Origin of the sequence: Streptomyces sp. cmx-18-6, assembly GCF_046548915.1 — a bacterium.
Lineage (GTDB): Bacteria > Actinomycetota > Actinomycetes > Streptomycetales > Streptomycetaceae > Streptomyces.
Genome location: NZ_JAEBEP010000004.1, coordinates 107308 through 128432, shown reverse-complemented (window position 1 = coordinate 128432; position 21125 = coordinate 107308). Strand labels below are relative to the sequence as shown.

The window sequence follows — 21125 nt, the reverse complement described above, 5'->3', positions numbered from 1 at the left end:
GGCGGCCGGATAGGATTCGGCCGCGATGGACACGCAAGCAGAGCACTCGGAGCGCGATCGCTCCTCGGAAACCCGTACCGGGTCCGGGGAGGGGTCGCGCTTCTCGCGTGTCCGGAGCGTTTTCGCCCTGGTACGCCGCCGGCGGCGACGCATCCTCGTCGCGGGGGTGGCGGGCGCGGTCACGGTGCTGCTGTTCAGCGCCTTCGTGGTCCAGCCCTTCCTGATCCCCAGCGGCTCGATGGAGCCCACGCTGCGGGTCGGGGACCGGGTGCTCGTCAACAAGCTGGCGTACCGCTTCGGCGCCGTGCCCGAGCGGGGCGACGTCGTGGTCTTCGACGGGACCGGTTCCTTCGTCGGTGAGGACCCGGACGAGAACCCGGTGGCCGCGCTGGTGCGCGGTGCCGCGGCCTCCCTGGGCCTCGCGGAGCCCGCCGACACCGACTTCGTGAAGCGCGTGGTGGGCGTGGGCGGCGACCGCGTCGTCTGCTGCGACGCGCGGGGGAGGCTCCAGGTGAACGGGTCGCCGGTGGACGAGACGTACCTCCACGCCGGGGACGCCGCCTCCCGGGCGCCCTTCGACATCGTCGTGCCGCGGGGCACGCTGTGGATGATGGGCGACCACCGCAGCCGCTCCAGCGACTCCCGCGACCGCCTCGGATCGCCCGGCGGCGGCATGGTCCCCGTCGAGCGCGTGACCGGCCGGGTGGACTGGCTGGGCTGGCCGCCCGCCCGGGTCGGTGAGCTGGAGGGGACCGGCGCCTTCGACGGCGTACGGGATCCCGGCAGGGCTCATGGGTAACCGAGGGCGCCCGCGCGGCGCCCCGGACCCCGACGCGTCCCTGCCGACCGGAAGCCGTCCCACCGCGCCCCGCTCGCTGCCGACCCGGGCCGAGCGCCGCAAGCTCGCCAAGAAGGTCAGACGCAAGCGCCGCAGATCCGCGGTGAAGGAGATACCGGTCCTCATCGTCCTGGCGCTGCTGATCGCGCTCGTCCTGAAGACCTTCCTGGTCCAGGCGTTCGTCATCCCGTCCGGATCGATGGAGCAGACCATCAAGATCGGCGACCGGGTCCTGGTGGACAAGCTGACATCGAGGTTCGGGTCGAAGCCGCAGCGCGGCGACGTCGTCGTCTTCAAGGACCCCGGCGGCTGGCTCCAGCACGAGAACGCGGGCGAGAAGAAGGACCCGCCGATCGGCGTCAAGCAGGTCACCGAGGCGTTGAGCTTCATCGGTCTGCTGCCGTCCGACGGCGAACAGGACCTGATCAAACGCGTGGTGGCGGTCGGCGGCGACACCGTGAAGTGCTGCGGCGAGGACGGCCGGGTCACGGTCAACGGCGTACCGCTGACCGAGCCCTACCTCCACCCCGACGACAGGCCCTCCACCGTCCAGTTCGAGGTGGAGGTCCCCCCGGGGCGCCTCTTCATGCTGGGCGACCACCGGTCCAACTCCGCCGACTCCCGCTTCCACCTCGACGAGCCCGGCAAGGGCACGGTCTCCGAGGACCGGGTCGTCGGACGGGCCGTGGTGATCGCCTGGCCCCTCGGCAACTGGAGCACCCTGGAACAGCGCGGGGCCTTCGCCGCGGTGCCCCGGGCGAGCGGAGCGGAGGCCGTTGATCCGGGGCCGTCGCATAGGGTTGCCACCCTGGATCGATACGGAATGGTCCGGCTCCCGACCCCTGCGGAACTCCCGCTCGTTATGGGAGTGGTGGGCCTGCACCGGATCGGGCGCGGGCAGTGGCACGTATTGAGGAGTGGATGTGGGGGATTTGGCGGTCGGCGCACGATCCGGACGCGACGAACCCGAGGACCGGCCGGAGCGCGACGGGTCTCCCGCGAGCGGGGCGACGCCCCCGCCGGACGGCGACAGCGGTGCTCCAGGCGGTGACGGGGGCACTCCCGGCGACGGCGGTGGCACCCCGGACGGCAACGGCGGCAGGCCGCCCAGGAGGCAGCGTTCCTTCTGGGTGGAGCTGCCGCTCCTCGTCGGTATCGCGCTCGTTCTGGCGTTGTTGATCAAGACCTTCCTGGTCCAGGCGTTCTCGATCCCCTCGGACTCCATGCAGAACACCCTGCAGCGGGGCGACCGGGTGCTGGTCGACAAGCTGACCCCCTGGTTCGGCGGCGAGCCGAAGCGCGGCGAGGTCGTGGTCTTCCACGACCCGGGCGGCTGGCTGGAGGACGCCGCCACCCCGGAGCCCAACGTGGCGCAGAAGTTCCTGAGCTTCATCGGCCTGATGCCCTCCTCCGAGGAGAAGGACCTGATCAAGCGGGTCATCGCGATCGGCGGCGACACCGTCGAGTGCAAGGAGAACGGGCCGGTCACGGTCAACGGGAAGGCCCTGGACGAGAAGTCGTTCATCTTCCCGGGGAACACCCCGTGCAACGACAAGCCGTTCGGCCCGATCAAGGTGGAGGAGGGCCGGATCTTCGTCATGGGCGACCACCGGCAGAACTCCCTGGACTCCCGCTACCACCAGGAGCTTCCCGGCCAGGGCACGGTCTCCGAGGACGAGGTCGTCGGCCGCGCGATCGTCGTCGCCTGGCCCGTGGGCCGCTGGGCGACCCTTCCGGTCCCCGGCACCTTCGACCAGCCGGGTCTGAACGCGGCCGCCGCCACGGTCCCGGCCGCACTGGGCGTAGCCGGTGCGTTGCCCCTCGTGCTGTGGCGGCGCAGGAGGCTGACCGCCGGGCGTACCGCCGGGTAGGGTGCCGACTCGGATCAGCGATTGTCGATCTCCGATGGGGGAGCGCTGGGATGAGCGGTACGCAACGCAAGGACGACGGCCGCGGCCGGCTCGGCGCCATGGTGTCGGGCCTGGCCGTGGCCGTCGGCTGTGTGCTCTTCCTCGGCGGGTTCCTCTGGGGCGCGGTGGTGTACAAGCCCTATACGGTTCCCACCGCGTCGATGTCCCCCACGGTGAACGCCGGGGACCGGGTGCTCGCGGAGCGGATGGACGGCGCTGACGTCCGGCGCGGTGACGTGGTGGTGTTCACCGACAGCGTCTGGGGCGACACCCCCATGGTGAAGCGCGTGGTCGGCGTCGGCGGGGACACGGTGGCCTGCTGCGACGAGGGCGGCCGGCTCACCGTCGACGGAACCCCCGTCGAGGAGCCCTATCTGAGCCCCGGCCTCGCCGCCGAGGGTGCCCGGGCGCCCGCCTCGCCGCAGAAGTTCTCCGCCGAGGTGCCCGAGGGCCAGATCTTCCTGCTCGGCGACGAGCGGTCCACCTCCCTGGACTCCCGGGTCCACCTGGAGGACGCCGGCCAGGGCTCCGTACCCCTGAGCGCCGTCCAGGCCCGGGTCGACGCGGTGGCCTGGCCGCTGAACGGCATGATCGGCCGCCCCGAGTCGTTCGCCGCGCTGCCCGGCGGGGTCTCCGCACCCGGCCCGCTCCCGCTCCAGGTGGGCGCGGCGCTGGTGGGCCTGGTGCTCATCCTGGGCGGCGCGGCCTACGGTCCCGTCGCCGCCCGCTCCGCCCGCCGCCGTGAACGGGCCGCCGGAGGCGCTGGGTGACCGGTGCGACGCGCAGGGTCGCCCGGGTGGTCCTCCTGGACCCCGACGACCGCGTACTCCTGCTGCACGGCCATGAGCCGGGCGACCCGCGGGACTCCTGGTGGTTCACGCCCGGCGGCGGTCTGGAGGGCGACGAGACCCGCCAGGAGGCGGCCCGCCGCGAGCTGGCCGAGGAGACCGGGATCACCGACGTCGAGCTGGGGCCGGTGATCTGGAAGCGGATCTGCTCCTTCCCGTTCGACGGGCGGCGCTGGGACCAGGACGAGTGGTACTTCCTGGCCCGTACGGCACAGACCGCCACCGACCCGCGGGGCCTGACCGAACTGGAGCTGCGCAGCGTCTCCGGTCTGAGGTGGTGGACCTCCGCCGAACTTCTCGCGGCCCGTGAGACGGTGTACCCGACCAGACTCGCCGAGCTGCTGCGCACGCTCCTCGACGAGGGTTCCCCACGTGATCCGCTGGTCCTGGCCCCCGAAATCGTCTGATCGTTCGGGGGCGCCGGAGGCTGACGCACAATGGGGGAACGCACGGCTGAAGGGGAAACATGCCATGAGCGCCGAGGACCTCGAGAAGTACGAGACCGAGATGGAGCTGAAGCTCTACCGGGAGTACCGCGATGTCGTCGGTCTGTTCAAATATGTGATCGAGACCGAACGGCGCTTCTACCTCACCAACGACTACGAGATGCAGGTGCACTCCGTCCAGGGTGAGGTTTTCTTCGAGGTGTCCATGGCGGACGCCTGGGTCTGGGACATGTACCGGCCCGCGAGATTCGTCAAGCAGGTCCGTGTGCTGACCTTCAAGGACGTCAACATCGAAGAGCTCAACAAGAGCGATCTGGAACTTCCGGGAGGCTGACCCCGCGCGGCCCGCAGGCCCGGGGCCGCCGATTCGTGCGAGATGCGGTACAGACCCGGTCACCCGTGTGGGTGGCCGGGTTTTCCACATCGGGAAGGTTATCCACCAAGATCCACAACTTCGGTCCGGCCGGGTCAGAGTCGGTTCCGGAGGTGGTGCCGAAATGAACGCACGGGGGGCACTCGGGCGGTACGGCGAGGATCTGGCGGCGCGGCTGCTGACCGACGCCGGAATGGCCGTGATCGAGCGCAACTGGCGCTGTCGCGCCGGAGAGGTCGACATCGTCGCGTGGGACGGTGACGCACTGGTCTTCTGCGAGGTGAAGACCCGCAGGTCGGACGCGTTCGAACACCCGATGGCCGCGGTCACCCCGGCCAAGGCGGACCGGCTGCGGCGGCTGGCCGAGATCTGGCTCGACCAGCACGGCGGACCACCGGCCGGCGGGGTCCGGATCGATCTGGTCGGGGTGATCGTGCCTTGGTACGGGGCCCCGCTCACCGAGCACGCGCGGGGGGTGTCCTGATGGCGTACGCACGGGCGTGTTCTGTGGCGCTGGTCGGCGTCGAGGGCGTGGTGGTGGAGGTCCAGGCGGACCTGGAGCCCGGCGTCGCGGCCTTCACGCTGGTGGGGCTGCCGGACAAGAGCCTGGTCGAGAGCCGGGACCGGGTGCGGGCCGCAGTGGTCAATTCCGGGGCCGAGTGGCCGCAGAAGAAGCTCACGGTCGGACTGTCCCCGGCCTCCGTCCCCAAGGGCGGCTCCGGTTTCGACCTCGCCGTCGCGTGCGCCGTCCTCGGCGCCGCGGAGCGGATCGACCCCGCCTCCATCGCCGACGTGGTGATGATCGGCGAACTGGGCCTGGACGGCCGGGTGCGTCCCGTACGGGGCGTGCTCCCCGCCGTCCTCGCCGCGGCCGAAGCCGGATACGAGCACGTCGTCGTCCCCGAACAGACGGCGGGGGAGGCCGCCCTGGTGCCGGGCGTCTCGGTCCTCGGCGTCCGCAGCCTGCGCCAGCTCATCGCCGTCCTGTGCGACGAACCGGTCCCTGACGAAGCCGTCGCCGACCGGGGACGCCCCGACGCCATGCTCGCCGGACTCATGGTCCCGGGCACCGGCCTCGGCGCGGGGCTCGCCCCTGCCTCTTCACGCGGCGACGGGCACCGCCCGGACCTGGCGGACGTCGCGGGACAACCGCGTCCGCGCAAGGCCCTGGAGGTGGCGGCGGCCGGGGGACACCATCTGCTGTTCTCGGGCCCGCCGGGTGCGGGCAAGACCATGCTGGCCGAGCGGCTGTCGGCGGTCCTGCCGCCGCTGACCCGACAGGAATCCCTCGAAGTGACGGCGGTCCACTCCGTGGCGGGCATCCTCCCCCCGGGTGAACCACTCGTCTCCCGGGCGCCCTACTGCGCCCCGCACCACTCGGCGACGATGCAGTCGCTGGTCGGCGGGGGCAACGGGATGCCCAGGCCCGGAGCCGTCTCGCTCGCCCATCGGGGGGTGCTCTTTCTGGACGAGGCCCCCGAATTCTCGGGCAAGGCCCTCGACGCGCTGCGCCAGCCCCTGGAGTCCGGCCACGTGGTGGTCGCCCGGGCGGCCGGAGTGGTGCGGCTGCCCGCCCGGTTCCTGATGGTGCTGGCCGCCAATCCCTGTCCCTGCGGACGGCACACCCTCTCCGGCGCGGGCTGCGAGTGCCCGCCCTCGACCGTCCGCCGCTATCAGGCGCGGCTCTCGGGCCCGCTGCTCGACCGGGTGGACCTGCGGGTCGAGGTGGAGCCGGTCGACCGCGCGGATCTGCTGGGGCAGGGCGAGCGGGGCGAGTCCACGGCCGTGGTCGCCGGGCGGGTGCGGGAGGCCAGGGAGCGGGCGGCCGCGCGGCTGACCGGCACCCCCTGGACCACCAACAGCGAGGTCCCCGGCCATGAGCTGCGGACCCGGCTGCTCGCGGCCCCCGGGGCGCTGGCCTCGGCGGAGCGGGACCTGGAGCGCGGGATCCTCACGGCCCGGGGCCTGGACCGGGTGCTGCGGGTCGCCTGGACGGTGGCGGACCTGCGGGGCGCGGGGCGGCCGGAGGCCCAGGACGTCGCGGTGGCCCTGGAGTTGCGGACCGGCATCCAGCGCGGGGCGCCGATGGGGGCGGGGGCGCGGTGAGCGGGGTGGAGGCGGGAAGCCGGGAGCTCGGCCCGCGCCGGGAGCGGGCAGGACGAGGGGATGGCCCCGAGCGGACGGCGCGGGCCGCGTTGACCCGGGTGCTGGAGCCGGGGGACGAGAAGGCCGGCAGGTGGCTGCGGCAGGTCGGCGCCGTCGAGCTGTCCCGGATGCTGCGGGTCGCGGACGGCTCCGCGGAGAAGCTGCCGGGGATGACCGCCGTACGCCTCGACGGCTACCGGCTCCGCGCTGCGGCGGCCGAACCCGGGCGGGACCTCGCGGCGGTCGAGGCGGTGGGCGGGCGCTTCGTCTGCCCGGGGGAGGGGGAGTGGCCCAGCCAGCTCGACGACCTGGGGGACGCACGGCCTGTCGGGCTCTGGGTGCGGGGCCGGCCGGACCTGCGGCTGTGGTCCCTGCGCTCGGTCGCGGTGGTCGGCGCGCGGGCCTGCACGCCGTACGGGGCGCATATGGCGGCGACCCTCGGTGCGGGGCTCGCGGAGCGCGGCTGGGTGGTGGTGTCGGGCGCCGCGTTCGGGGTCGACGGAGCCGCCCATCGCGGCGTCCTGGCCGTGGGAGGCGCGACGACGGCGGTGCTGGCCTGCGGCGTCGACGTCCCCTACCCGCGGGGCCACACGGAGTTGATCGGACGCCTGGCGCAACAGGGCCTCCTGGTCGCGGAGTTGCCGCCGGGATCCCACCCGACCCGCAGCAGATTCGTCCTGCGCAACCGGGTCATCGCCGCCCTGACCAGGGGCACGGTCGTCGTGGAGGCCGAGTACCGCAGCGGTTCCCTGGTCACCGCCCGTCAGGCGCAGCGGCTCGGCCGGTTCGCGATGGGGGTGCCCGGCCCCGCGACCAGCGGACTGTCGGCCGGTGTGCACGAGTTGCTCCGCGGTGAGGGGGTGCTGGTCACCGACGCGTCCGAAGTCGCCGAGCTGATCGGGGACATCGGCGACCTCGCTCCGCTCCGGCGCGGCCCGGTGCTGCCCCGCGACCGGCTGGACGCGGCCGCGGCGAGGGTCCTCGATGCCCTCCCCTACCACGGCCTCGCCCACCCCCGTGACCTCGCCCGCAGCGCGGGGACGTCCACCGACGAAACGCTCGGGCGACTGTACGAACTGCACTCGCTGGGGTTCGTCGAACGCGAGGGCGACGCCTGGAGGTTGACGAGTCCGACCCCCCGCGGCGGCCACGCGCGGCGAGGCGGTCCTTGACCTGGAGCATTCGGGTGAAAAGGTAAGGCCGATGACCTCGCACGATCGGTCGGTGACCTGTCCGGGGCCGGTGCCGGGGGTGACGGCGTCGCTCCACGGCAGGCCCGGACAGCGTGAACGGCAGAACGCAATCACGCAGCACGGATCTCCGCTCCTGCGCGGACTGCGACAATGCAGTCACGCTACGCTCACAAGGATTCCGCCCCAGACAAAAGTCCCTCAGCACTTCACGGCAGAACGGCTCAAGGCACCACATGCCCCAGCACACCTCCGGGTCTGACCGCGCGGCAGTACCACCCGTTGCGCGTGGCACTGTGCGTCCTCCCGCCCCCTCCTCGCTCGACGAGCTGTGGCGCTCGTACAAGACCTCGGGCGACGAGCGGCTGCGGGAGCAGCTGATCCTGCACTACTCGCCGCTCGTCAAGTACGTGGCGGGCCGCGTGAGTGTGGGGCTGCCGTCCAACGTCGAGCAGGCCGACTTCGTCTCCTCCGGGGTCTTCGGACTGATCGACGCCATCGAGAAGTTCGACATCGAGCGGGCCATCAAGTTCGAGACGTACGCGATCACCAGGATCCGCGGCGCGATGATCGACGAACTGCGGGCGCTCGACTGGATTCCCCGCTCCGTCCGGCAGAAGGCGCGGAACGTGGAGCGCGCCTACGCCACGCTGGAGGCGCAGCTCAGACGCACCCCCTCCGAGTCCGAAGTCGCTTCGGAGATGGGCATCGCGCTGGAGGAACTGCACGCCGTTTTCAGCCAGTTGTCGCTGGCCAACGTGGTCGCCCTGGAGGAGCTGCTGCACGTCGGCGGCGAGGGCGGCGACCGGCTGAGCCTGATGGACACCCTGGAGGACACCGCCGCCGACAATCCGGTGGAGGTCGCCGAGGACCGCGAGCTCAGACGGCTGCTCGCGCGCGCCATCAACACGCTGCCCGACCGGGAGAAGACCGTCGTGACCCTCTACTACTACGAGGGCCTGACCCTCGCGGAGATCGGCAACGTCCTCGGCGTGACCGAGAGCCGGGTCAGCCAGATCCACACCAAATCCGTGCTCCAGCTCCGGGCCAAACTGGCCGATGCCGGACGCTGAACGTCCCGGCCCCGGTCACCGGAACAGAGACTGAGCCCTTCCCCCGGGGGCCTGCCGCCGTAGAGTGGATGCGTGCCCAGGATTCGAGCGGCCTCCGTGGCCGAGCACCGGACCATGCAGCGCGGCGCCCTCCTGGACGCCGCGCGCTCCCTGCTGTCCGAGGGCGGTACGGAGGCGTTGACCTTCCCCGCACTCGCCGAGCGCACGGGCCTCGCCCGGTCCTCCGTGTACGAGTACTTCCGCTCCCGCGCCGCGGTCGTCGAGGAGCTCTGCGCCGTCGACTTCCCCGTCTGGGCGGCCGAGGTCGAGAACGCCATGCAGCGGGCGGACACCCCTGAGGCGAAGATCGAGGCGTATGTGCGCCGGCAGCTCGACCTGGTCGGGGACCGCCGCCACCGGGCGGTCGTCGCGATCTCCGCGAGCGAGCTGGACGCCGGCGCCCGGGAGAAGATCCGCGCCGCGCACGGCGGCCTGATCGCCATGATCGTCGAGGCGCTGGGCGACCTCGGCCACACGCAGCCGAGGCTGGCCGCGATGCTTCTGCAGGGGTCGGTGGACGCCGCCGTGCGCCGTATCGAGCTGAGCGTGGCGGAGGAGCCGGACGTCATCGCGGACGCCGCCGTCGCGATGGTCCTGCGCGGCGTACGCGGCTGAGCACGGCGCTCGCCGGCGCGAGGTCCCCGAGGGCTGAGCGCCTGAGCACCGCGCCCGCTGGCGTCGCCGCGCCCCCGGGCGCGACCCCCCTGACCCCGCCGCCCCCGAACCTTGCCGTGCCCGGCGGTTCGGGCACCCCGTACACCGGCAGCAGCCGGGAGGGGCCGCGCCGCAGGAGGGACCGCGGCAGCAGCGAGAGCGGGTTCAGATAGTCCTTGCCCCGCCGCAGCCCCCAGTGCAGGCAGCCCGAACCACCGTGGAACGGCCCCGCTTCCAGCAGCCCGACCGGCCCGCCCGCCACCACGGCGTCGCCCTTCTCGACCAGCGCCCGCACCGGCTCGTACGTCGTGCGCAGCGGGGGCGTCCCGCTCCCGGCCAGCTCGACGACCACCACCCCGCGCCCGGCCACCGGCCCCGCGAACGAGACCCGGCCGGTGGCGGCGGCCAGGACGGCGGCGCCCGGGCGCGCCGCCAGGTCGACGCCGCGGTGGCCGGGCCCGTACGGGCCGGCGGGCGGCTCCCACCCCCGTAACACCGCAGGTCTGCCGGCCAGCGGCCAGACCGGGCCGCCGTCACGTTCCGCGAACGACTCCTCGGCCGCATCAGCGTCCTCGGTGGCCCGGTCCCGGGTGTCCTGGGCGCCCTCCGCGTTCTGGTCCTCGGCCGGCCCGGGCGCCGGCGAGGGGTCCGCCGCCTCCGCATCCGGTCCGGGCGGTGGGGGCTCTTCGGCCCGTGCGGCGGGCAGCAGCCGCGCACCGATGGCCTCACCGGTTCGCGGGGGCGGCAGCGCGGCCACCACCAGGGCCGCGACCAGCAGCGCGGCGCAGGCCAGGGCCGGACGCCCGGGCAGGAGCGGGCGAACGCGTGGACGCGTCAGCAGGGACATCGGCACGCGGACGCGGCGCGGGCCGGGCGTGCGGAGCAGGATTCGCATGCGACAACGGTCCCCCGGAGGGCCGGATTCCGGGGATCGCGGACCGTGCCTGTGGACTACTCCCCGGTTGTGGATATCGCCGTCACCCGGCACCCGGCGTGTCCCGTACACTTCTTGTGGCGATCCGGGTCACCGGGTCGACTTCGCACGCCCCGCCACCTCCCTCTTCCGGACGGTGGCCGCGCTCCTCGGTCCCTTGTGGCACGGCGCGTCGGGGCGTCAGGCGCGAACGCAATCCTGCGATCGCGATAACCGAGTACCTCAAGGAGTACGGCCATGGCCGTCGTCACGATGCGGGAGCTGCTGGAAAGCGGCGTCCACTTCGGTCACCAGACCCGTCGCTGGAACCCGAAGATGAAGCGCTTCATCTTCACCGAGCGCAACGGCATCTACATCATCGACCTGCTCCAGTCGCTGTCGTACATCGACCGCGCCTACGAGTTCGTCAAGGAGACCGTCGCCCACGGCGGCTCCATCATGTTCGTGGGTACGAAGAAGCAGGCCCAGGAGGCCATCGCCGAGCAGGCGACGCGCGTCGGCATGCCGTACGTCAACCAGCGTTGGCTCGGTGGCATGCTCACCAACTTCTCCACCGTCTACAAGCGCCTTCAGCGTCTGAAGGAGCTCGAGCTCATCGACTTCGAGGACGTGGCCGCCTCCGGCCTCACCAAGAAGGAGCTCCTGGTCCTCTCGCGCGAGAAGGCCAAGCTGGAGAAGACCCTCGGTGGTATCCGCGAGATGCAGAAGGTGCCCAGCGCCGTCTGGATCGTCGACACCAAGAAGGAGCACATCGCCGTCGGTGAGGCGCGCAAGCTCCACATCCCGGTCGTCGCGATCCTCGACACCAACTGCGACCCCGACGAGGTCGACTACAAGATCCCGGGCAACGACGACGCGATCCGCTCCGTCACCCTGCTCACCCGCGTGATCGCCGACGCCGTCGCCGAGGGCCTCATCGCCCGTTCCGGCGCTGCCACCGGTGACTCGAAGCCGGGCGAGAAGGCTGTCGGCGAGCCGCTGGCCGAGTGGGAGCGCGACCTGCTCGAGGGCGACAAGAAGGACGAGACCGCGGCTGACGCCGAGGTCCAGTCCTCCGCCGAGACCGAGAAGGTCGCCGACGCCGAGAAGCCGGCCGAGGCCGTCGCAGAGGCCGAGGCCGCCGACGCGGACGCCGAGCAGGCCTGACACCCGTCACGGCTGCTGACGGCGGGGGCCGACGCCACAAGCGTCGCCCCCGCCGTTCACCCGTAGATCTTTCAGACTTCGAAAGAGACATACAGACTCATGGCGAACTACACCGCCGCTGACGTCAAGAAGCTCCGCGAGCTCACCGGCGCCGGCATGATGGACTGCAAGAAGGCGCTCGACGAGGCCGATGGCAGCGTCGACAAGGCCGTCGAGGCGCTCCGTATCAAGGGCCAGAAGGGCGTCGCCAAGCGCGAGGGCCGCTCTGCCGAGAACGGCGCCGTCGTCTCCCTCATCTCCGAGGACAAGACGTCCGGCGTTCTGCTCGAGCTGAAGTGCGAGACGGACTTCGTCGCCAAGGGCGACAAGTTCCAGGCCGTCGCCAACGCGCTCGCCGCGCACGTCGCCGCCACCTCCCCGGCCGACATCGCCGCGCTCCTCGCCTCCGAGATCGAGCCCGGCAAGACCGTCCAGGCATACGTGGACGAGGCCAACGCCAACCTCGGCGAGAAGATCGTCCTGGACCGCTTCGCGCAGTTCACCGGCGACTTCGTCTCCGTGTACATGCACCGCACCATGCCCGACCTGCCCCCGCAGATCGGTGTTCTGGTCGAGCTGGACAAGGCCGACGCCGAGCTGGCCAAGGGCATCGCGCAGCACATCGCCGCGTTCGCCCCGAAGTACCTCTCCCGCGAGGACGTCCCGGCCGAGATCGTCGAGGCCGAGCGCCGCGTCGCCGAGGAGACCACGCGCGCCGAGGGCAAGCCCGAGGCCGCTCTCCCGAAGATCGTCGAGGGTCGCGTCAACGGCTTCTTCAAGGAGGCCACCCTCCTCGGCCAGCCGTACGCGCTGGACGCCAAGAAGTCCGTCCAGAAGGTCCTGGACGAGGCCGGTGTCACCCTGAAGCGCTTCTCGCGCATCAAGGTCGGCATCTGAGTCCGTCCGGCGAACAGCACTCGACCCGATAGGGTCTGGTGCAGTCGACGGCCGCACTCTGCCGGACGACCGCAGATCTGACGAGGAGGCCATTGCCGCTGTAGGGACACCAGACCCACCGGCAATGGCCTTCTTCGTATGTGCACGAGGAGAATTTCCATGGACAAGGGCGCGGACGCCATCCAGGCTGACGACAAGCGCGACAACGGCACGTTTTCCGGGCGCTTCATGCTGAAGCTCTCCGGGGAGGCATTCGCCGGTGGCGGCGGCCTCGGCGTCGACCCCGACGTCGTGCACACCATCGCCCGCGAGATCGCCGCCGTCGTACGCGACGGCGCGGAGATCGCGGTGGTCATCGGGGGAGGCAACTTCTTCCGCGGCGCCGAGCTCCAGCAGCGCGGCATGGACCGGGCCCGGTCCGACTACATGGGCATGCTCGGCACCGTCATGAACTGCCTGGCGCTCCAGGACTTCCTGGAGAAGGAAGGCATCGACTCGCGCGTCCAGACCGCCATCACCATGGGGCAGGTCGCCGAGCCGTACATCCCGCTCCGTGCTGTGCGGCACCTGGAGAAGGGGCGCGTGGTCATCTTCGGCGCCGGCATGGGCATGCCGTACTTCTCCACCGACACCACCGCCGCCCAGCGTGCCCTGGAGATCGACGCCGAGGCGCTGCTCATGGGGAAGAACGGCGTGGACGGGGTGTACGACTCCGACCCGAAGGCCAACCCCGACGCGGTGAAGTTCGACGCGCTGGAGTACGGCGAGGTGATCACGCGCGACCTGAAGGTCGCCGACGCCACCGCCATCACGCTCTGCCGCGACAACAAGCTCCCGATCCTCGTCTTCGAGCTGACCGTCGAGGGCAATATCGCCCGTGCCGTCAAGGGTGAGAAGATCGGCACGCTCGTCAGCGACGAGAGCACCCGGGCCTGACGGCCCCCCAGGATGGACAACGGCCTGCCGGTCGGACACCGTGCAGGTGAGGACGCGACGCAGGACCCGCAGGGCCCGTCGACGACGGGCCCGCTCAAGACACGCAGGAGCACGTGGTGATCGAAGAAATCCTCCTCGAGGCCGAGGAGAAGATGGAGAAGGCCGTCGTCGTCGCGAAAGAAGACTTCGCCGCGATCCGTACCGGCCGTGCGCACCCGGCGATGTTCAACAAGATCGTCGCCGACTACTACGGCGCGCTGACCCCGATCAACCAGCTGGCGTCGTTCTCGGTTCCCGAGCCGCGGATGGCCGTCGTGACGCCGTTCGACAAGACCGCGCTGCGCAACATCGAGCAGGCGATCCGTGACTCCGACCTCGGTGTCAACCCGAGCAACGACGGCAACATCATCCGGGTGACGTTCCCCGAGCTCACCCAGGACCGCCGCAAGGAGTACATCAAGGTCGCCAAGACCAAGGCCGAGGACTCCAAGATCTCGATCCGCTCCATCCGCCGCAAGGCCAAGGAAGCCCTCGACAAGCTCGTCAAGGACAAGGAGTCCGGCGAGGACGAGGTGCGCCGCGCCGAGAAGGAGCTCGACGACACCACCGCGAAGTACGTCGCGCAGGTGGACGAGCTGCTCAAGCACAAGGAAGCCGAGCTGCTCGAAGTCTGATGAACGACTCTTCCTGGGGCGCACCGCAGGGAGCCGGTTACCGGGGAGCCCCCGAGATGGGGGCTGCTCCGGCGGGTCCCGCCTACGATGTGCATGAAGCCCAGCAGACTCGGCCCATGCCCAACGTGCCGGACTTTCCCGACGCAGGTAGAGACGCAGAGAACCGCGACGACCGGGGCAGGGACGCCGCGCACGTCAGCGACCCCCTGTTCCGTGACGAGAAGCCGCAGGAGCCCATGTCCACCCCGCTGCCGCCCCCGCCGCAGAAGAAGCGCGCGGGACGCGATCTGCGCGCCGCCATAGGGGTCGGCGTCGGGCTCGGCGCCGTCATCGTCGCCTCGCTGTTCGTCGTGAAGGCCGTCTTCGTCGGGGTGATCGCCCTCGCCGTCGTCGTCGGCCTCTGGGAGCTCACCTCCCGGCTCCAGGAGCAGAAGGGCATCAAGGCCCCCCTGATTCCGCTGGCAGTCGGCGGGGCCGCGATGGTCGTCGCCGGCTACGCGCGCGGCGCGGAGGGGGCCTGGGTCGCCATGGCCTTGACCGCTCTGGCGGTGCTGGTCTGGCGGATGAGCGAGCCGCCGGAGGGATACCTCAAGGACGTCACGGCCGGGGTCTTCGCCGCGTTCTACGTACCGTTCCTGGCCACCTTCGTCGCCCTGATGCTGACGGCGGACGACGGGTCCTGGCGGGTGCTGACCTTCCTCGTCCTCACGGTCGTCAGCGACACCGGCGCGTACGCGGTCGGCTGGCGCTTCGGCACCCACAAGCTCGCCCCCCGCATCAGCCCCGGCAAGACCCGCGAGGGCCTGCTCGGGGCCGTGGCCTTCGCGATGGCCGCGGGCGCGCTGTGCATGGAGTTCCTGATCGACGGCGGCGCCTGGTGGCAGGGGCTGCTGCTCGGCCTCGCGGTCGCCGTCAGCGCCACCCTCGGCGACCTGGGCGAGTCCATGATCAAGCGGGACCTCGGGATCAAGGACATGGGCACCCTGCTCCCCGGTCACGGCGGCATCATGGACCGGCTCGACTCGCTGCTGCCGACCGCGCCGGTGGTCTGGCTGCTGCTGGTGCTGTTCGTCGGCTCGGGCTGAGCGCCCGCGCAGGTCCGCGCAGCACGGTTCACCTGCACGTTCTACGAGTGAGGGTCCGTCGTCCACGGGGCGACGGGCCCTCACTCGTATGCTGCGACCGCTGAACGAACCATGCCGGGGTCCGGAGAGCCGCGGTACGCCGCGGGCCTGAGGTTCCTGATCAGTGCGTAGGGCGGGAACGGGGCCCGCTCGAGCCCTGCGACCTGCCCCTGGGCCGTCCCGTCGAACGGCGCACATGACTGAGAGCCCTCCCGCGTGACGCGGAGGGCTCTCAGATGGTTGGTGGCGAAATTCGGTCAACCCCGGAGACGGATCGTCAGCCAGAGGCCACCCATCGGCAGCAGTGCCGCGAGGACGAGCACGATGGTCAGCGCAGGCCACGGCACCTCAACGGCTGCCACTTCGAGCGCTTTGGCCATCACGTACGGACCGACCGCTGTTCCACCCACGCCGACGACGAACTCTCCCATCGTCATCATCCGGTCAGCCTCTGTGCCGGGCACCGAGGCTGTGATGGACGGGCCGTTCGACGTAGTCGTGATCGTGATGAAGGCGGCTTCGGTGAGATCTCCACTCTCCCCGAGAGGCGCGGTATTCGAGTCGGGCAGGTGCATTTTTTCCTCCACGCACCGGACCCCTAGGGCCTTCCTAGGTGGGTACCGGCTGCATCCATCGCCACATGCCGCCTCCTCTCTCAGTGCTTACGAAGGGGTGTCGAGTCGATCAAGTGCATGCCGCGACCGCCGTGAGAACTCGACTTCCGTCAGCGGCCGCCACTTCTTGTCACCTCATGGCGCTCACCGCCCTTTCTCTCGCTGCCGTGCGTGCACCCCCGCAGGGGCGCATTTCAGGGACCCCTTGCCGTCGGGCATGTGGCCCGCGACAAGGTGCATCCAAAGCTAGCAGAGGGCGCGTCAGTCCGGTGTAAAGATGCAGAGAAATGCACCGGAAAGGTGGATCGTGTGCGCGACTACTGGCATAGTTGAGGTAGCTGCCCGTCTCTCAGGTGCAGCTCAGGTGCACTTTCGGGCGGCGAGTTAAGATCAAGTAACCAAGCCGGGAGGTAGGTCATGGCACGCGCCAGTCGAGGTGCAGACGTTCCGACGAGTGAGAGGTATTCGGTCACGCTGGTTCCGCCGGCCGTCGACGCGGTGAACAAACTGACCGCGGCGACCGGCCTCAGCAAGACCGACGTGATCAACCGCGCGGTTCAGGTGTACGCGTTCATCGAGGAGCGCCTCCACGGTGGCAGCGACCTGCTGCTACGCAACCAGGACGGTGAGACTGAGCATGTGCACATCGTCTAGCTGCTTAGCGCGGCTGAATGGAGGGGCGGCACTTTCCGAGTGCCGCCCCTCCGTCTGTCCGGCGCCGACGGCCCGGGCTCCAGGCGCCGAAGACCCCGTCGTCGGCGCCGTGGGTCCCGCACGAAGGCGCCAGGCGTGCGTACACTCCCGAGTGCGTGCGGGGTCGGTGCGTTCCAGGAACGGACCGGCCCCCTGGAGGTCTCTTCAGCGTTCGGGGAGTACGCGCGGGGGCGGGGCCGATGGAGGGCCACCGGTCACGGCCGGCGCATACCGGTGATGCCCGGGCGCATTCGACTGTCATGGGCGGGTCCGGCGACGGCCCGGCGCACCCCGGCGTGTCTGCGACACTGGATGAACCATGCCTAAGCCCGGAGAACTCACTTTCGTCGCGCCCCGCGGAGCCAAGAAGCCCCCGCGGCACCTCGCCGACCTCACGCCCGCCGAGCGCAAGGAAGCGGTCGCCGCGACCGGCGAGAAGCCGTTCCGCGCCCAGCAGCTCTCGCAGCACTACTTCGCGCGGTACGCGCACGACCCGGCGCAGTGGACCAACATTCCCGCCGGATCCCGGGAGAAGCTCGCCGAGGCGCTGTTCCCCGACCTGATGTCCGTGGTGCGGCACATCAGCTGCGACGACGACACCACCCGTAAGACGCTGTGGAAGCTGCACGACGGGACGCTGGTGGAGTCCGTCCTGATGCGCTACCCCGAGCGCGTCACGATGTGCATCTCCTCCCAGGCCGGCTGCGGGATGAACTGCCCCTTCTGCGCCACCGGGCAGGCCGGGCTCGACCGGAACCTGTCGACCGCCGAGATCGTGCACCAGATCGTCGACGGCATGCGCGCCCTGCGCGACGGCGACGTGCCCGGCGGTCCCGCCCGGCTGTCCAACATCGTCTTCATGGGCATGGGCGAGCCGCTCGCCAACTACAACCGCGTCGTCGGAGCGATCCGCCGGCTCACCGACCCCGAGCCGGACGGCCTCGGCCTGTCCCAGCGCGGGATCACCGTCTCCACCGTGGGGCTCGTCCCGGCGATGCTGCGTTTCGCCGACGAGGGCTTCAAGTGCCGTCTCGCCGTCTCGCTGCACGCCCCGGACGACGAGCTGCGCGACACCCTCGTCCCCGTGAACACCCGGTGGAACGTACGGGAGGTGCTGGACGCCGCCTGGGAGTACGCGGAGAAGTCCGGCCGCCGGATCTCCATCGAGTACGCCCTCATCCGGGACATCAACGACCAGGCGTGGCGCGGGGACCTCCTCGGCCGGCTACTCAAGGGCAAGCGGGTGCACGTCAACCTGATCCCGCTGAACCCCACGCCCGGCTCCAAGTGGACCGCCTCGCGGCCCGAGGACGAGAAGGCGTTCGTCGAGGCCATCGCGGCCCATGGCGTGCCCGTCACCGTCCGGGACACCCGGGGCCAGGAGATCGACGGGGCCTGCGGGCAGCTGGCGGCCTCCGAGCGCTGACCACCGGTGGCCCGGGAGCGGCCGGTGACCCTCACACCGTCCGGCCGAAAACCGCCGGTGTAGCCTGGGCCGAAATCAACTTCATATTCCGACAGGGGAGCGCCACAGCGCTGAGAGTGCGGCACCAAGGACAGGTTGGCCGCAGACCCTCTGAACCTCGCCCGGGTCATTCCGGGTAGGAAGTTCGGACCTTACTCAAGCTGTTGCGCCCTGCCCGCTTCCGGTACGACCCGGCGGCGGGCGGGGCCGCGTCTCTTCCTGGTCACCTCCAGGAGGAATCACATGAACACCACCAAGAAGTACGCCGCGACCGCGCTCGCCGCGGCGCTCGGCGTCACCGTCCTCGCGGGCTGCGGCGACTCGGACGGCTCCCCGTCCGGATCCGGCGCGTCGAAGGGCGGCGGCTCCAAGACCGTCACCCTGGTCACCCACGACTCCTTCGACGTCTCGGAAGCTGTGCTGAAGCAGTTCACCGAGAAGAGCGGCTACACCGTCGAGCTCCTCAAGAGCGGCGACGCCGGGGCCGCGCTCAACCAGGAGATCCTGACGAAGGGCTCCCCGCGCGGCGACGTCTTCTTCGGCGTCGACAACACCCTGCTCTCCCGCGCCCTCGACAACGGCCTCTTCATTCCGTACGAGGCCAAGGGCCTCGACCGGCTCGCGGACGGCACCGAGCAGGACGGGGAACACCGCGTCACGCCCGTCGACACCGGCGACATCTGCGTCAACTACGACAAGAAGTACTTCGCCGACAAGAAGCTCGCGCCGCCGCAGACCTTCGAGGACCTGCTGAAGCCCGCGTACAAGAACCTCCTCGTCACCGAGAACGCGGCGAACTCCTCGCCCGGCCTCGGCTTCCTCCTCGGCACCGTCGCGGCCCAGGGCGAGGACGGTTACGAGGAGTACTGGAAGAAGCTGAAGGCCAACGGCGTCAAGGTCGTCGACGGCTGGGAGGAGGCGTACCACGAGGAGTTCTCGGGCTCGGCGGGCGGAAAGAAGACCGGCGCGGACCGGCCCCTGGTCGTCAGTTACGCCTCCAGCCCGCCCGTCGAGGTCCTCTACGCCGACCCGCGGCCCAAGGAGGCCCCGACCGGGGTCGCCACCGGCACCTGCTTCCGGCAGACCGAGTACGCCGGGCTGCTGACGGGGGCGAAGAACGAGGCGGGCGGCAAGGCGCTGCTGGACTTCCTGATCGGCAAGACGTTCCAGGAGGACGTCCCGCTGAAGATGTTCGTGAACCCGGTCGTGAAGGACGCGAAGCTGCCGGAGATCTTCACGGAGTTCGGCGAGACCGTCGACAAGCCGGCTACGGTGGCCCCGGACAAGATCGCCGCCAACCGTGAGCAGTGGGTCCAGTCGTGGCACTCGCTCGTCGTGAAGTAGGCGGCACGACCAAAGCCGCCGGGCCCGACTCCGAGCCCGGCGGCGGGCGGCGGTCCGGCGGCGGAGACGTGCGACGGTCCGCCGGCGGCGGCGGGCAGCGCGGAGCCGCGGTGCGGATCGGTCTGATGGCCGTGCCCGTCGCGTTCTTCGCCGTCTTCTTCGCCTACCCCGTGTCCGCGATCGTCGGCCGCGGGCTGAAGACGGACGGCGACTGGCAGTTCGGGCGCATCGGCACGGTGCTCGCCCGCCCCGACATCCTCGACGTCCTCTGGTTCACCACCTGGCAGGCCCTCGCCTCCACCGCGCTCACCCTCCTGATCGCCCTGCCCGGCGCGTACGTCTTCGCCCGCCTCGACTTCCCCGGGAAGCAGGTGCTGCGCGCGGTCGTCACCGTGCCGTTCGTCCTGCCCACCGTCGTCGTCGGCACCGCGTTCCTGGCGCTGCTCGGGCGCGGCGGGTTCCTGGACGAGCTGTGGGGCGTACGGCTCGACACCACCGTGTGGGCGATCCTGCTGGCCCACGTCTTCTTCAACTACGCGGTGGTCGTACGGACGGTGGGCGGTCTGTGGTCGCAACTGGACCCGCGCCAGGAGGAGGCCGCCCGGGTGCTCGGCGCGGGACGGTTGGCCGCCTGGCGACGTGTGACGCTGCCCGCGCTCGCCCCGGCGGTGGCCGCCGCCACGCTGATGGTCTTCCTCTTCACGTTCACCTCGTTCGGCGTCGTGCAGATCCTCGGCGGCCCCGCGTACTCCACCCTGGAGGTGGAGGTCTACCGGCAGACCGCCCAACTGCTCGACCTGCCGACCGCCGCCGTGCTGACCATGGTGCAGTTCGTGGCGGTCGGCGCGATCCTCGCCCTGCACGCCGTGACCGTACGCCGCCGGGAGCGGGCGCTGAAGCTCGTCGACCCGGCCCAGACCTCCCGCCGGCCGCACGGCCCCGGACAGTGGGCACTGCTCGGCGGGGTGCTGCTCACCGCGCTCGTGCTGATCCTGCTGCCGCTCGGGGTGCTGGTGGAGCGGTCGTTCGACGGGCCGGGCGGTTACGGCCTCGGCTACTACGAGGCCCTCCAGTCGGCGGGCTCCAGCGGCTCGACCTTCCTGGTCGCCCCGCTGGAGGCGGTCGGCAACTCGCTCCAGTACGCGTTCGTCGCCACCCTCATCGCGCTGGTCGTCGGCGGTCTCGCGGCGGCCGCGCTGACCCGGCGGGCGGGGCGGCTGGTACGCGGCTTCGACGCGCTGCTGATGCTGCCGCTCGGGGTCTCCGCCGTCACCGTGGGCTTCGGCTTCCTCATCACCCTCGACGAGCCGCCGCTCGACCTGCGGACCTCCTGGATCCTGGTCCCGCTGGCCCAGGCGCTGGTGGGCGTCCCCTTCGTCGTACGGACGATGCTCCCCGTGCTGCGTGCGGTGGACGAGCGGCTGCGCGAGGCCGCCGCCGTACTGGGGGCATCCCCGCTGCGGGCCTGGCGGGAGGTCGATCTGCCCCTGGTGCGGCGGGCGGTGCTGGTCGCGGCGGGCTTCGCGTTCGCCGTGTCGCTCGGGGAGTTCGGGGCGACCGTCTTCATCGCCCGGCCCGACAACCCGACCCTGCCGGTCGCCGTCGCCCGGCTGCTGGGCCGCTCCGGGGAGCTCAACTACGGGCAGGCGATGGCCCTCAGCACGATCCTGATGCTGGTGTGCGCGGTCTCGCTGCTGCTCCTCGAACGCATCCGTACCGACCGATCCGGGGAGTTCTGAACGA

Annotated in this window: 22 protein-coding genes and 1 riboswitch; of the genes, 20 read left to right on the top strand and 2 right to left on the bottom strand. The window is 71.0% G+C overall.

Going from position 1 to position 21125, the window contains the following annotated elements; all coding sequences use genetic code 11:
• The first annotated feature begins 25 nt into the window (after positions 1-25).
• From lepB (ACLJPL_RS11270) to ACLJPL_RS11220, 11 genes are all read left to right on the top strand, one after another.
• Positions 26-799 carry a signal peptidase I gene (gene lepB, locus ACLJPL_RS11270; protein ID WP_411080638.1) on the top strand — a complete coding sequence of 258 codons (774 nt, stop codon included), beginning with the start codon at positions 26-28 and terminating at the stop codon, positions 797-799.
• Positions 792-1889: a signal peptidase I gene (gene lepB, locus ACLJPL_RS11265; protein WP_411080637.1), complete on the top strand. Its 1098-nt coding sequence runs from the start codon at positions 792-794 to the stop codon at positions 1887-1889. Before lepB (ACLJPL_RS11270) ends, lepB (ACLJPL_RS11265) begins: the two co-directional genes overlap by 8 nt.
• A complete protein-coding gene (gene lepB / locus ACLJPL_RS11260) occupies positions 1771-2709 on the top strand; it encodes a signal peptidase I (protein WP_411080975.1) in 939 nt (312 codons plus the stop codon). Before lepB (ACLJPL_RS11265) ends, lepB (ACLJPL_RS11260) begins: the two co-directional genes overlap by 119 nt.
• Before the next feature lie 50 nt (positions 2710-2759).
• Positions 2760-3518 (top strand): signal peptidase I, encoded by a 759-nt coding sequence (gene lepB / locus ACLJPL_RS11255; RefSeq protein WP_411080636.1) that lies wholly within the window; start codon positions 2760-2762, stop codon positions 3516-3518.
• Positions 3515-4003 carry an NUDIX hydrolase gene (locus tag ACLJPL_RS11250; protein ID WP_411080635.1) on the top strand — a complete coding sequence of 163 codons (489 nt, stop codon included), beginning with the start codon at positions 3515-3517 and terminating at the stop codon, positions 4001-4003. Before lepB (ACLJPL_RS11255) ends, ACLJPL_RS11250 begins: the two co-directional genes overlap by 4 nt.
• Positions 4004-4067: 64 nt before the next feature.
• The gene (locus ACLJPL_RS11245; RefSeq protein ID WP_003965949.1) at positions 4068-4376 is read left to right on the top strand and encodes a DUF2469 domain-containing protein; all 309 of its coding nucleotides are present in this window, start codon (positions 4068-4070) and stop codon (positions 4374-4376) included.
• A 163-nt stretch (positions 4377-4539) separates the two neighbouring features.
• Positions 4540-4899, top strand: coding sequence for a YraN family protein (locus ACLJPL_RS11240; protein ID WP_411080634.1), 360 nt, complete (start codon positions 4540-4542; stop codon positions 4897-4899).
• Complete coding sequence (locus tag ACLJPL_RS11235; RefSeq protein WP_411080633.1) at positions 4899-6521, top strand: YifB family Mg chelatase-like AAA ATPase; 1623 nt, start codon at positions 4899-4901, stop codon at positions 6519-6521. Before ACLJPL_RS11240 ends, ACLJPL_RS11235 begins: the two co-directional genes overlap by 1 nt.
• A 98-nt stretch (positions 6522-6619) precedes the next feature.
• Positions 6620-7732 (top strand): DNA-processing protein DprA, encoded by a 1113-nt coding sequence (gene dprA / locus ACLJPL_RS11230; protein ID WP_411080974.1) that lies wholly within the window; start codon positions 6620-6622, stop codon positions 7730-7732.
• A 254-nt stretch (positions 7733-7986) separates the two neighbouring features.
• A complete protein-coding gene (gene whiG / locus ACLJPL_RS11225; RefSeq protein ID WP_109163368.1) occupies positions 7987-8823 on the top strand; it encodes an RNA polymerase sigma factor WhiG in 837 nt (278 codons plus the stop codon).
• A 96-nt stretch (positions 8824-8919) separates the two neighbouring features.
• Positions 8920-9477: a TetR/AcrR family transcriptional regulator gene (locus ACLJPL_RS11220; RefSeq protein WP_411080973.1), complete on the top strand. Its 558-nt coding sequence runs from the start codon at positions 8920-8922 to the stop codon at positions 9475-9477.
• On the opposite strand, the gene ACLJPL_RS11215 is transcribed toward ACLJPL_RS11220, so the two are convergent.
• Entirely contained in the window at positions 9428-10411 is a 984-nt protein-coding gene (locus tag ACLJPL_RS11215; RefSeq protein ID WP_411080632.1) for a murein hydrolase activator EnvC family protein, read from the bottom strand. The genes ACLJPL_RS11220 and ACLJPL_RS11215 overlap by 50 nt on opposite strands.
• Positions 10412-10687: 276 nt before the next feature.
• Here ACLJPL_RS11215 and rpsB point away from each other — a divergent pair, with 276 nt between their 5' ends.
• The 5 genes from rpsB to ACLJPL_RS11190 all read left to right on the top strand — a co-directional run bounded on the left by rpsB (position 10688) and on the right by ACLJPL_RS11190 (position 15227).
• Positions 10688-11596 (top strand): 30S ribosomal protein S2, encoded by a 909-nt coding sequence (gene rpsB, locus ACLJPL_RS11210; RefSeq protein WP_411080631.1) that lies wholly within the window; start codon positions 10688-10690, stop codon positions 11594-11596.
• 99 nt (positions 11597-11695) lie between these two features.
• Positions 11696-12532: a translation elongation factor Ts gene (gene tsf, locus ACLJPL_RS11205; RefSeq protein WP_411080630.1), complete on the top strand. Its 837-nt coding sequence runs from the start codon at positions 11696-11698 to the stop codon at positions 12530-12532.
• A gap of 159 nt (positions 12533-12691) precedes the next feature.
• Positions 12692-13468: a UMP kinase gene (pyrH, locus tag ACLJPL_RS11200; protein ID WP_411080629.1), complete on the top strand. Its 777-nt coding sequence runs from the start codon at positions 12692-12694 to the stop codon at positions 13466-13468.
• Positions 13469-13584: 116 nt separating this feature from the next.
• On the top strand, positions 13585-14142 hold the full coding sequence (gene frr, locus ACLJPL_RS11195; protein ID WP_018509617.1) for a ribosome recycling factor: 558 nt from the start codon (positions 13585-13587) through the stop codon (positions 14140-14142).
• Positions 14142-15227, top strand: coding sequence for a phosphatidate cytidylyltransferase (locus ACLJPL_RS11190; protein WP_411080628.1), 1086 nt, complete (start codon positions 14142-14144; stop codon positions 15225-15227). The genes frr and ACLJPL_RS11190 overlap by 1 nt, the downstream gene beginning before the upstream one ends.
• 296 nt (positions 15228-15523) lie before the next feature.
• Here ACLJPL_RS11190 and ACLJPL_RS11185 read toward each other — a convergent pair whose 3' ends face one another.
• Positions 15524-15841, bottom strand: a complete 318-nt coding sequence (locus ACLJPL_RS11185) for a hypothetical protein (protein WP_411080627.1) — start codon at positions 15839-15841, stop codon at positions 15524-15526.
• A gap of 456 nt (positions 15842-16297) precedes the next feature.
• Here ACLJPL_RS11185 and ACLJPL_RS11180 point away from each other — a divergent pair, with 456 nt between their 5' ends.
• From ACLJPL_RS11180 to ACLJPL_RS11165, 4 genes are all read left to right on the top strand, one after another.
• Positions 16298-16534, top strand: a complete 237-nt coding sequence (locus ACLJPL_RS11180; protein ID WP_411080626.1) for a hypothetical protein — start codon at positions 16298-16300, stop codon at positions 16532-16534.
• 358 nt (positions 16535-16892) lie between these two features.
• Positions 16893-17999 carry a 23S rRNA (adenine(2503)-C(2))-methyltransferase RlmN gene (gene rlmN / locus ACLJPL_RS11175; protein WP_411080625.1) on the top strand — a complete coding sequence of 369 codons (1107 nt, stop codon included), beginning with the start codon at positions 16893-16895 and terminating at the stop codon, positions 17997-17999.
• An 83-nt stretch (positions 18000-18082) separates the two neighbouring features.
• Positions 18083-18199: riboswitch (TPP riboswitch) on the top strand.
• 82 nt (positions 18200-18281) lie between these two features.
• A complete protein-coding gene (locus ACLJPL_RS11170) occupies positions 18282-19382 on the top strand; it encodes a thiamine ABC transporter substrate binding subunit (protein ID WP_411080624.1) in 1101 nt (366 codons plus the stop codon).
• A gap of 125 nt (positions 19383-19507) precedes the next feature.
• Positions 19508-21121, top strand: a complete 1614-nt coding sequence (locus ACLJPL_RS11165) for an ABC transporter permease (RefSeq protein ID WP_411080972.1) — start codon at positions 19508-19510, stop codon at positions 21119-21121.
• Positions 21122-21125: the final 4 nt, after the last annotated feature.

Bases quoted from the DNA above. Each gene is read 5' to 3' on its own strand.
- lepB (WP_411080638.1), top strand. From the start codon at position 26: ATGGACACGCAAGCAGAGCACTCGGAGCGCGATCGCTCCTCGGAAACC.
- lepB (WP_411080637.1), top strand. From the start codon at position 792: ATGGGTAACCGAGGGCGCCCGCGCGGCGCCCCGGACCCCGACGCGTCC.
- lepB (WP_411080636.1), top strand. From the start codon at position 2,760: ATGAGCGGTACGCAACGCAAGGACGACGGCCGCGGCCGGCTCGGCGCC.
- ACLJPL_RS11245 (WP_003965949.1), top strand. From the start codon at position 4,068: ATGAGCGCCGAGGACCTCGAGAAGTACGAGACCGAGATGGAGCTGAAG.
- ACLJPL_RS11240 (WP_411080634.1), top strand. From the start codon at position 4,540: ATGAACGCACGGGGGGCACTCGGGCGGTACGGCGAGGATCTGGCGGCG.
- ACLJPL_RS11235 (WP_411080633.1), top strand. From the start codon at position 4,899: ATGGCGTACGCACGGGCGTGTTCTGTGGCGCTGGTCGGCGTCGAGGGC.
- whiG (WP_109163368.1), top strand. From the start codon at position 7,987: ATGCCCCAGCACACCTCCGGGTCTGACCGCGCGGCAGTACCACCCGTT.
- ACLJPL_RS11215 (WP_411080632.1), bottom strand. From the start codon at position 10,411: ATGCGAATCCTGCTCCGCACGCCCGGCCCGCGCCGCGTCCGCGTGCCG.
- rpsB (WP_411080631.1), top strand. From the start codon at position 10,688: ATGGCCGTCGTCACGATGCGGGAGCTGCTGGAAAGCGGCGTCCACTTC.
- tsf (WP_411080630.1), top strand. From the start codon at position 11,696: ATGGCGAACTACACCGCCGCTGACGTCAAGAAGCTCCGCGAGCTCACC.
- pyrH (WP_411080629.1), top strand. From the start codon at position 12,692: ATGGACAAGGGCGCGGACGCCATCCAGGCTGACGACAAGCGCGACAAC.
- ACLJPL_RS11190 (WP_411080628.1), top strand. From the start codon at position 14,142: ATGAACGACTCTTCCTGGGGCGCACCGCAGGGAGCCGGTTACCGGGGA.
- ACLJPL_RS11185 (WP_411080627.1), bottom strand. From the start codon at position 15,841: ATGCACCTGCCCGACTCGAATACCGCGCCTCTCGGGGAGAGTGGAGAT.
- ACLJPL_RS11180 (WP_411080626.1), top strand. From the start codon at position 16,298: ATGGCACGCGCCAGTCGAGGTGCAGACGTTCCGACGAGTGAGAGGTAT.
- rlmN (WP_411080625.1), top strand. From the start codon at position 16,893: ATGCCTAAGCCCGGAGAACTCACTTTCGTCGCGCCCCGCGGAGCCAAG.
- ACLJPL_RS11170 (WP_411080624.1), top strand. From the start codon at position 18,282: ATGAACACCACCAAGAAGTACGCCGCGACCGCGCTCGCCGCGGCGCTC.
- ACLJPL_RS11165 (WP_411080972.1), top strand. From the start codon at position 19,508: ATGGCCGTGCCCGTCGCGTTCTTCGCCGTCTTCTTCGCCTACCCCGTG.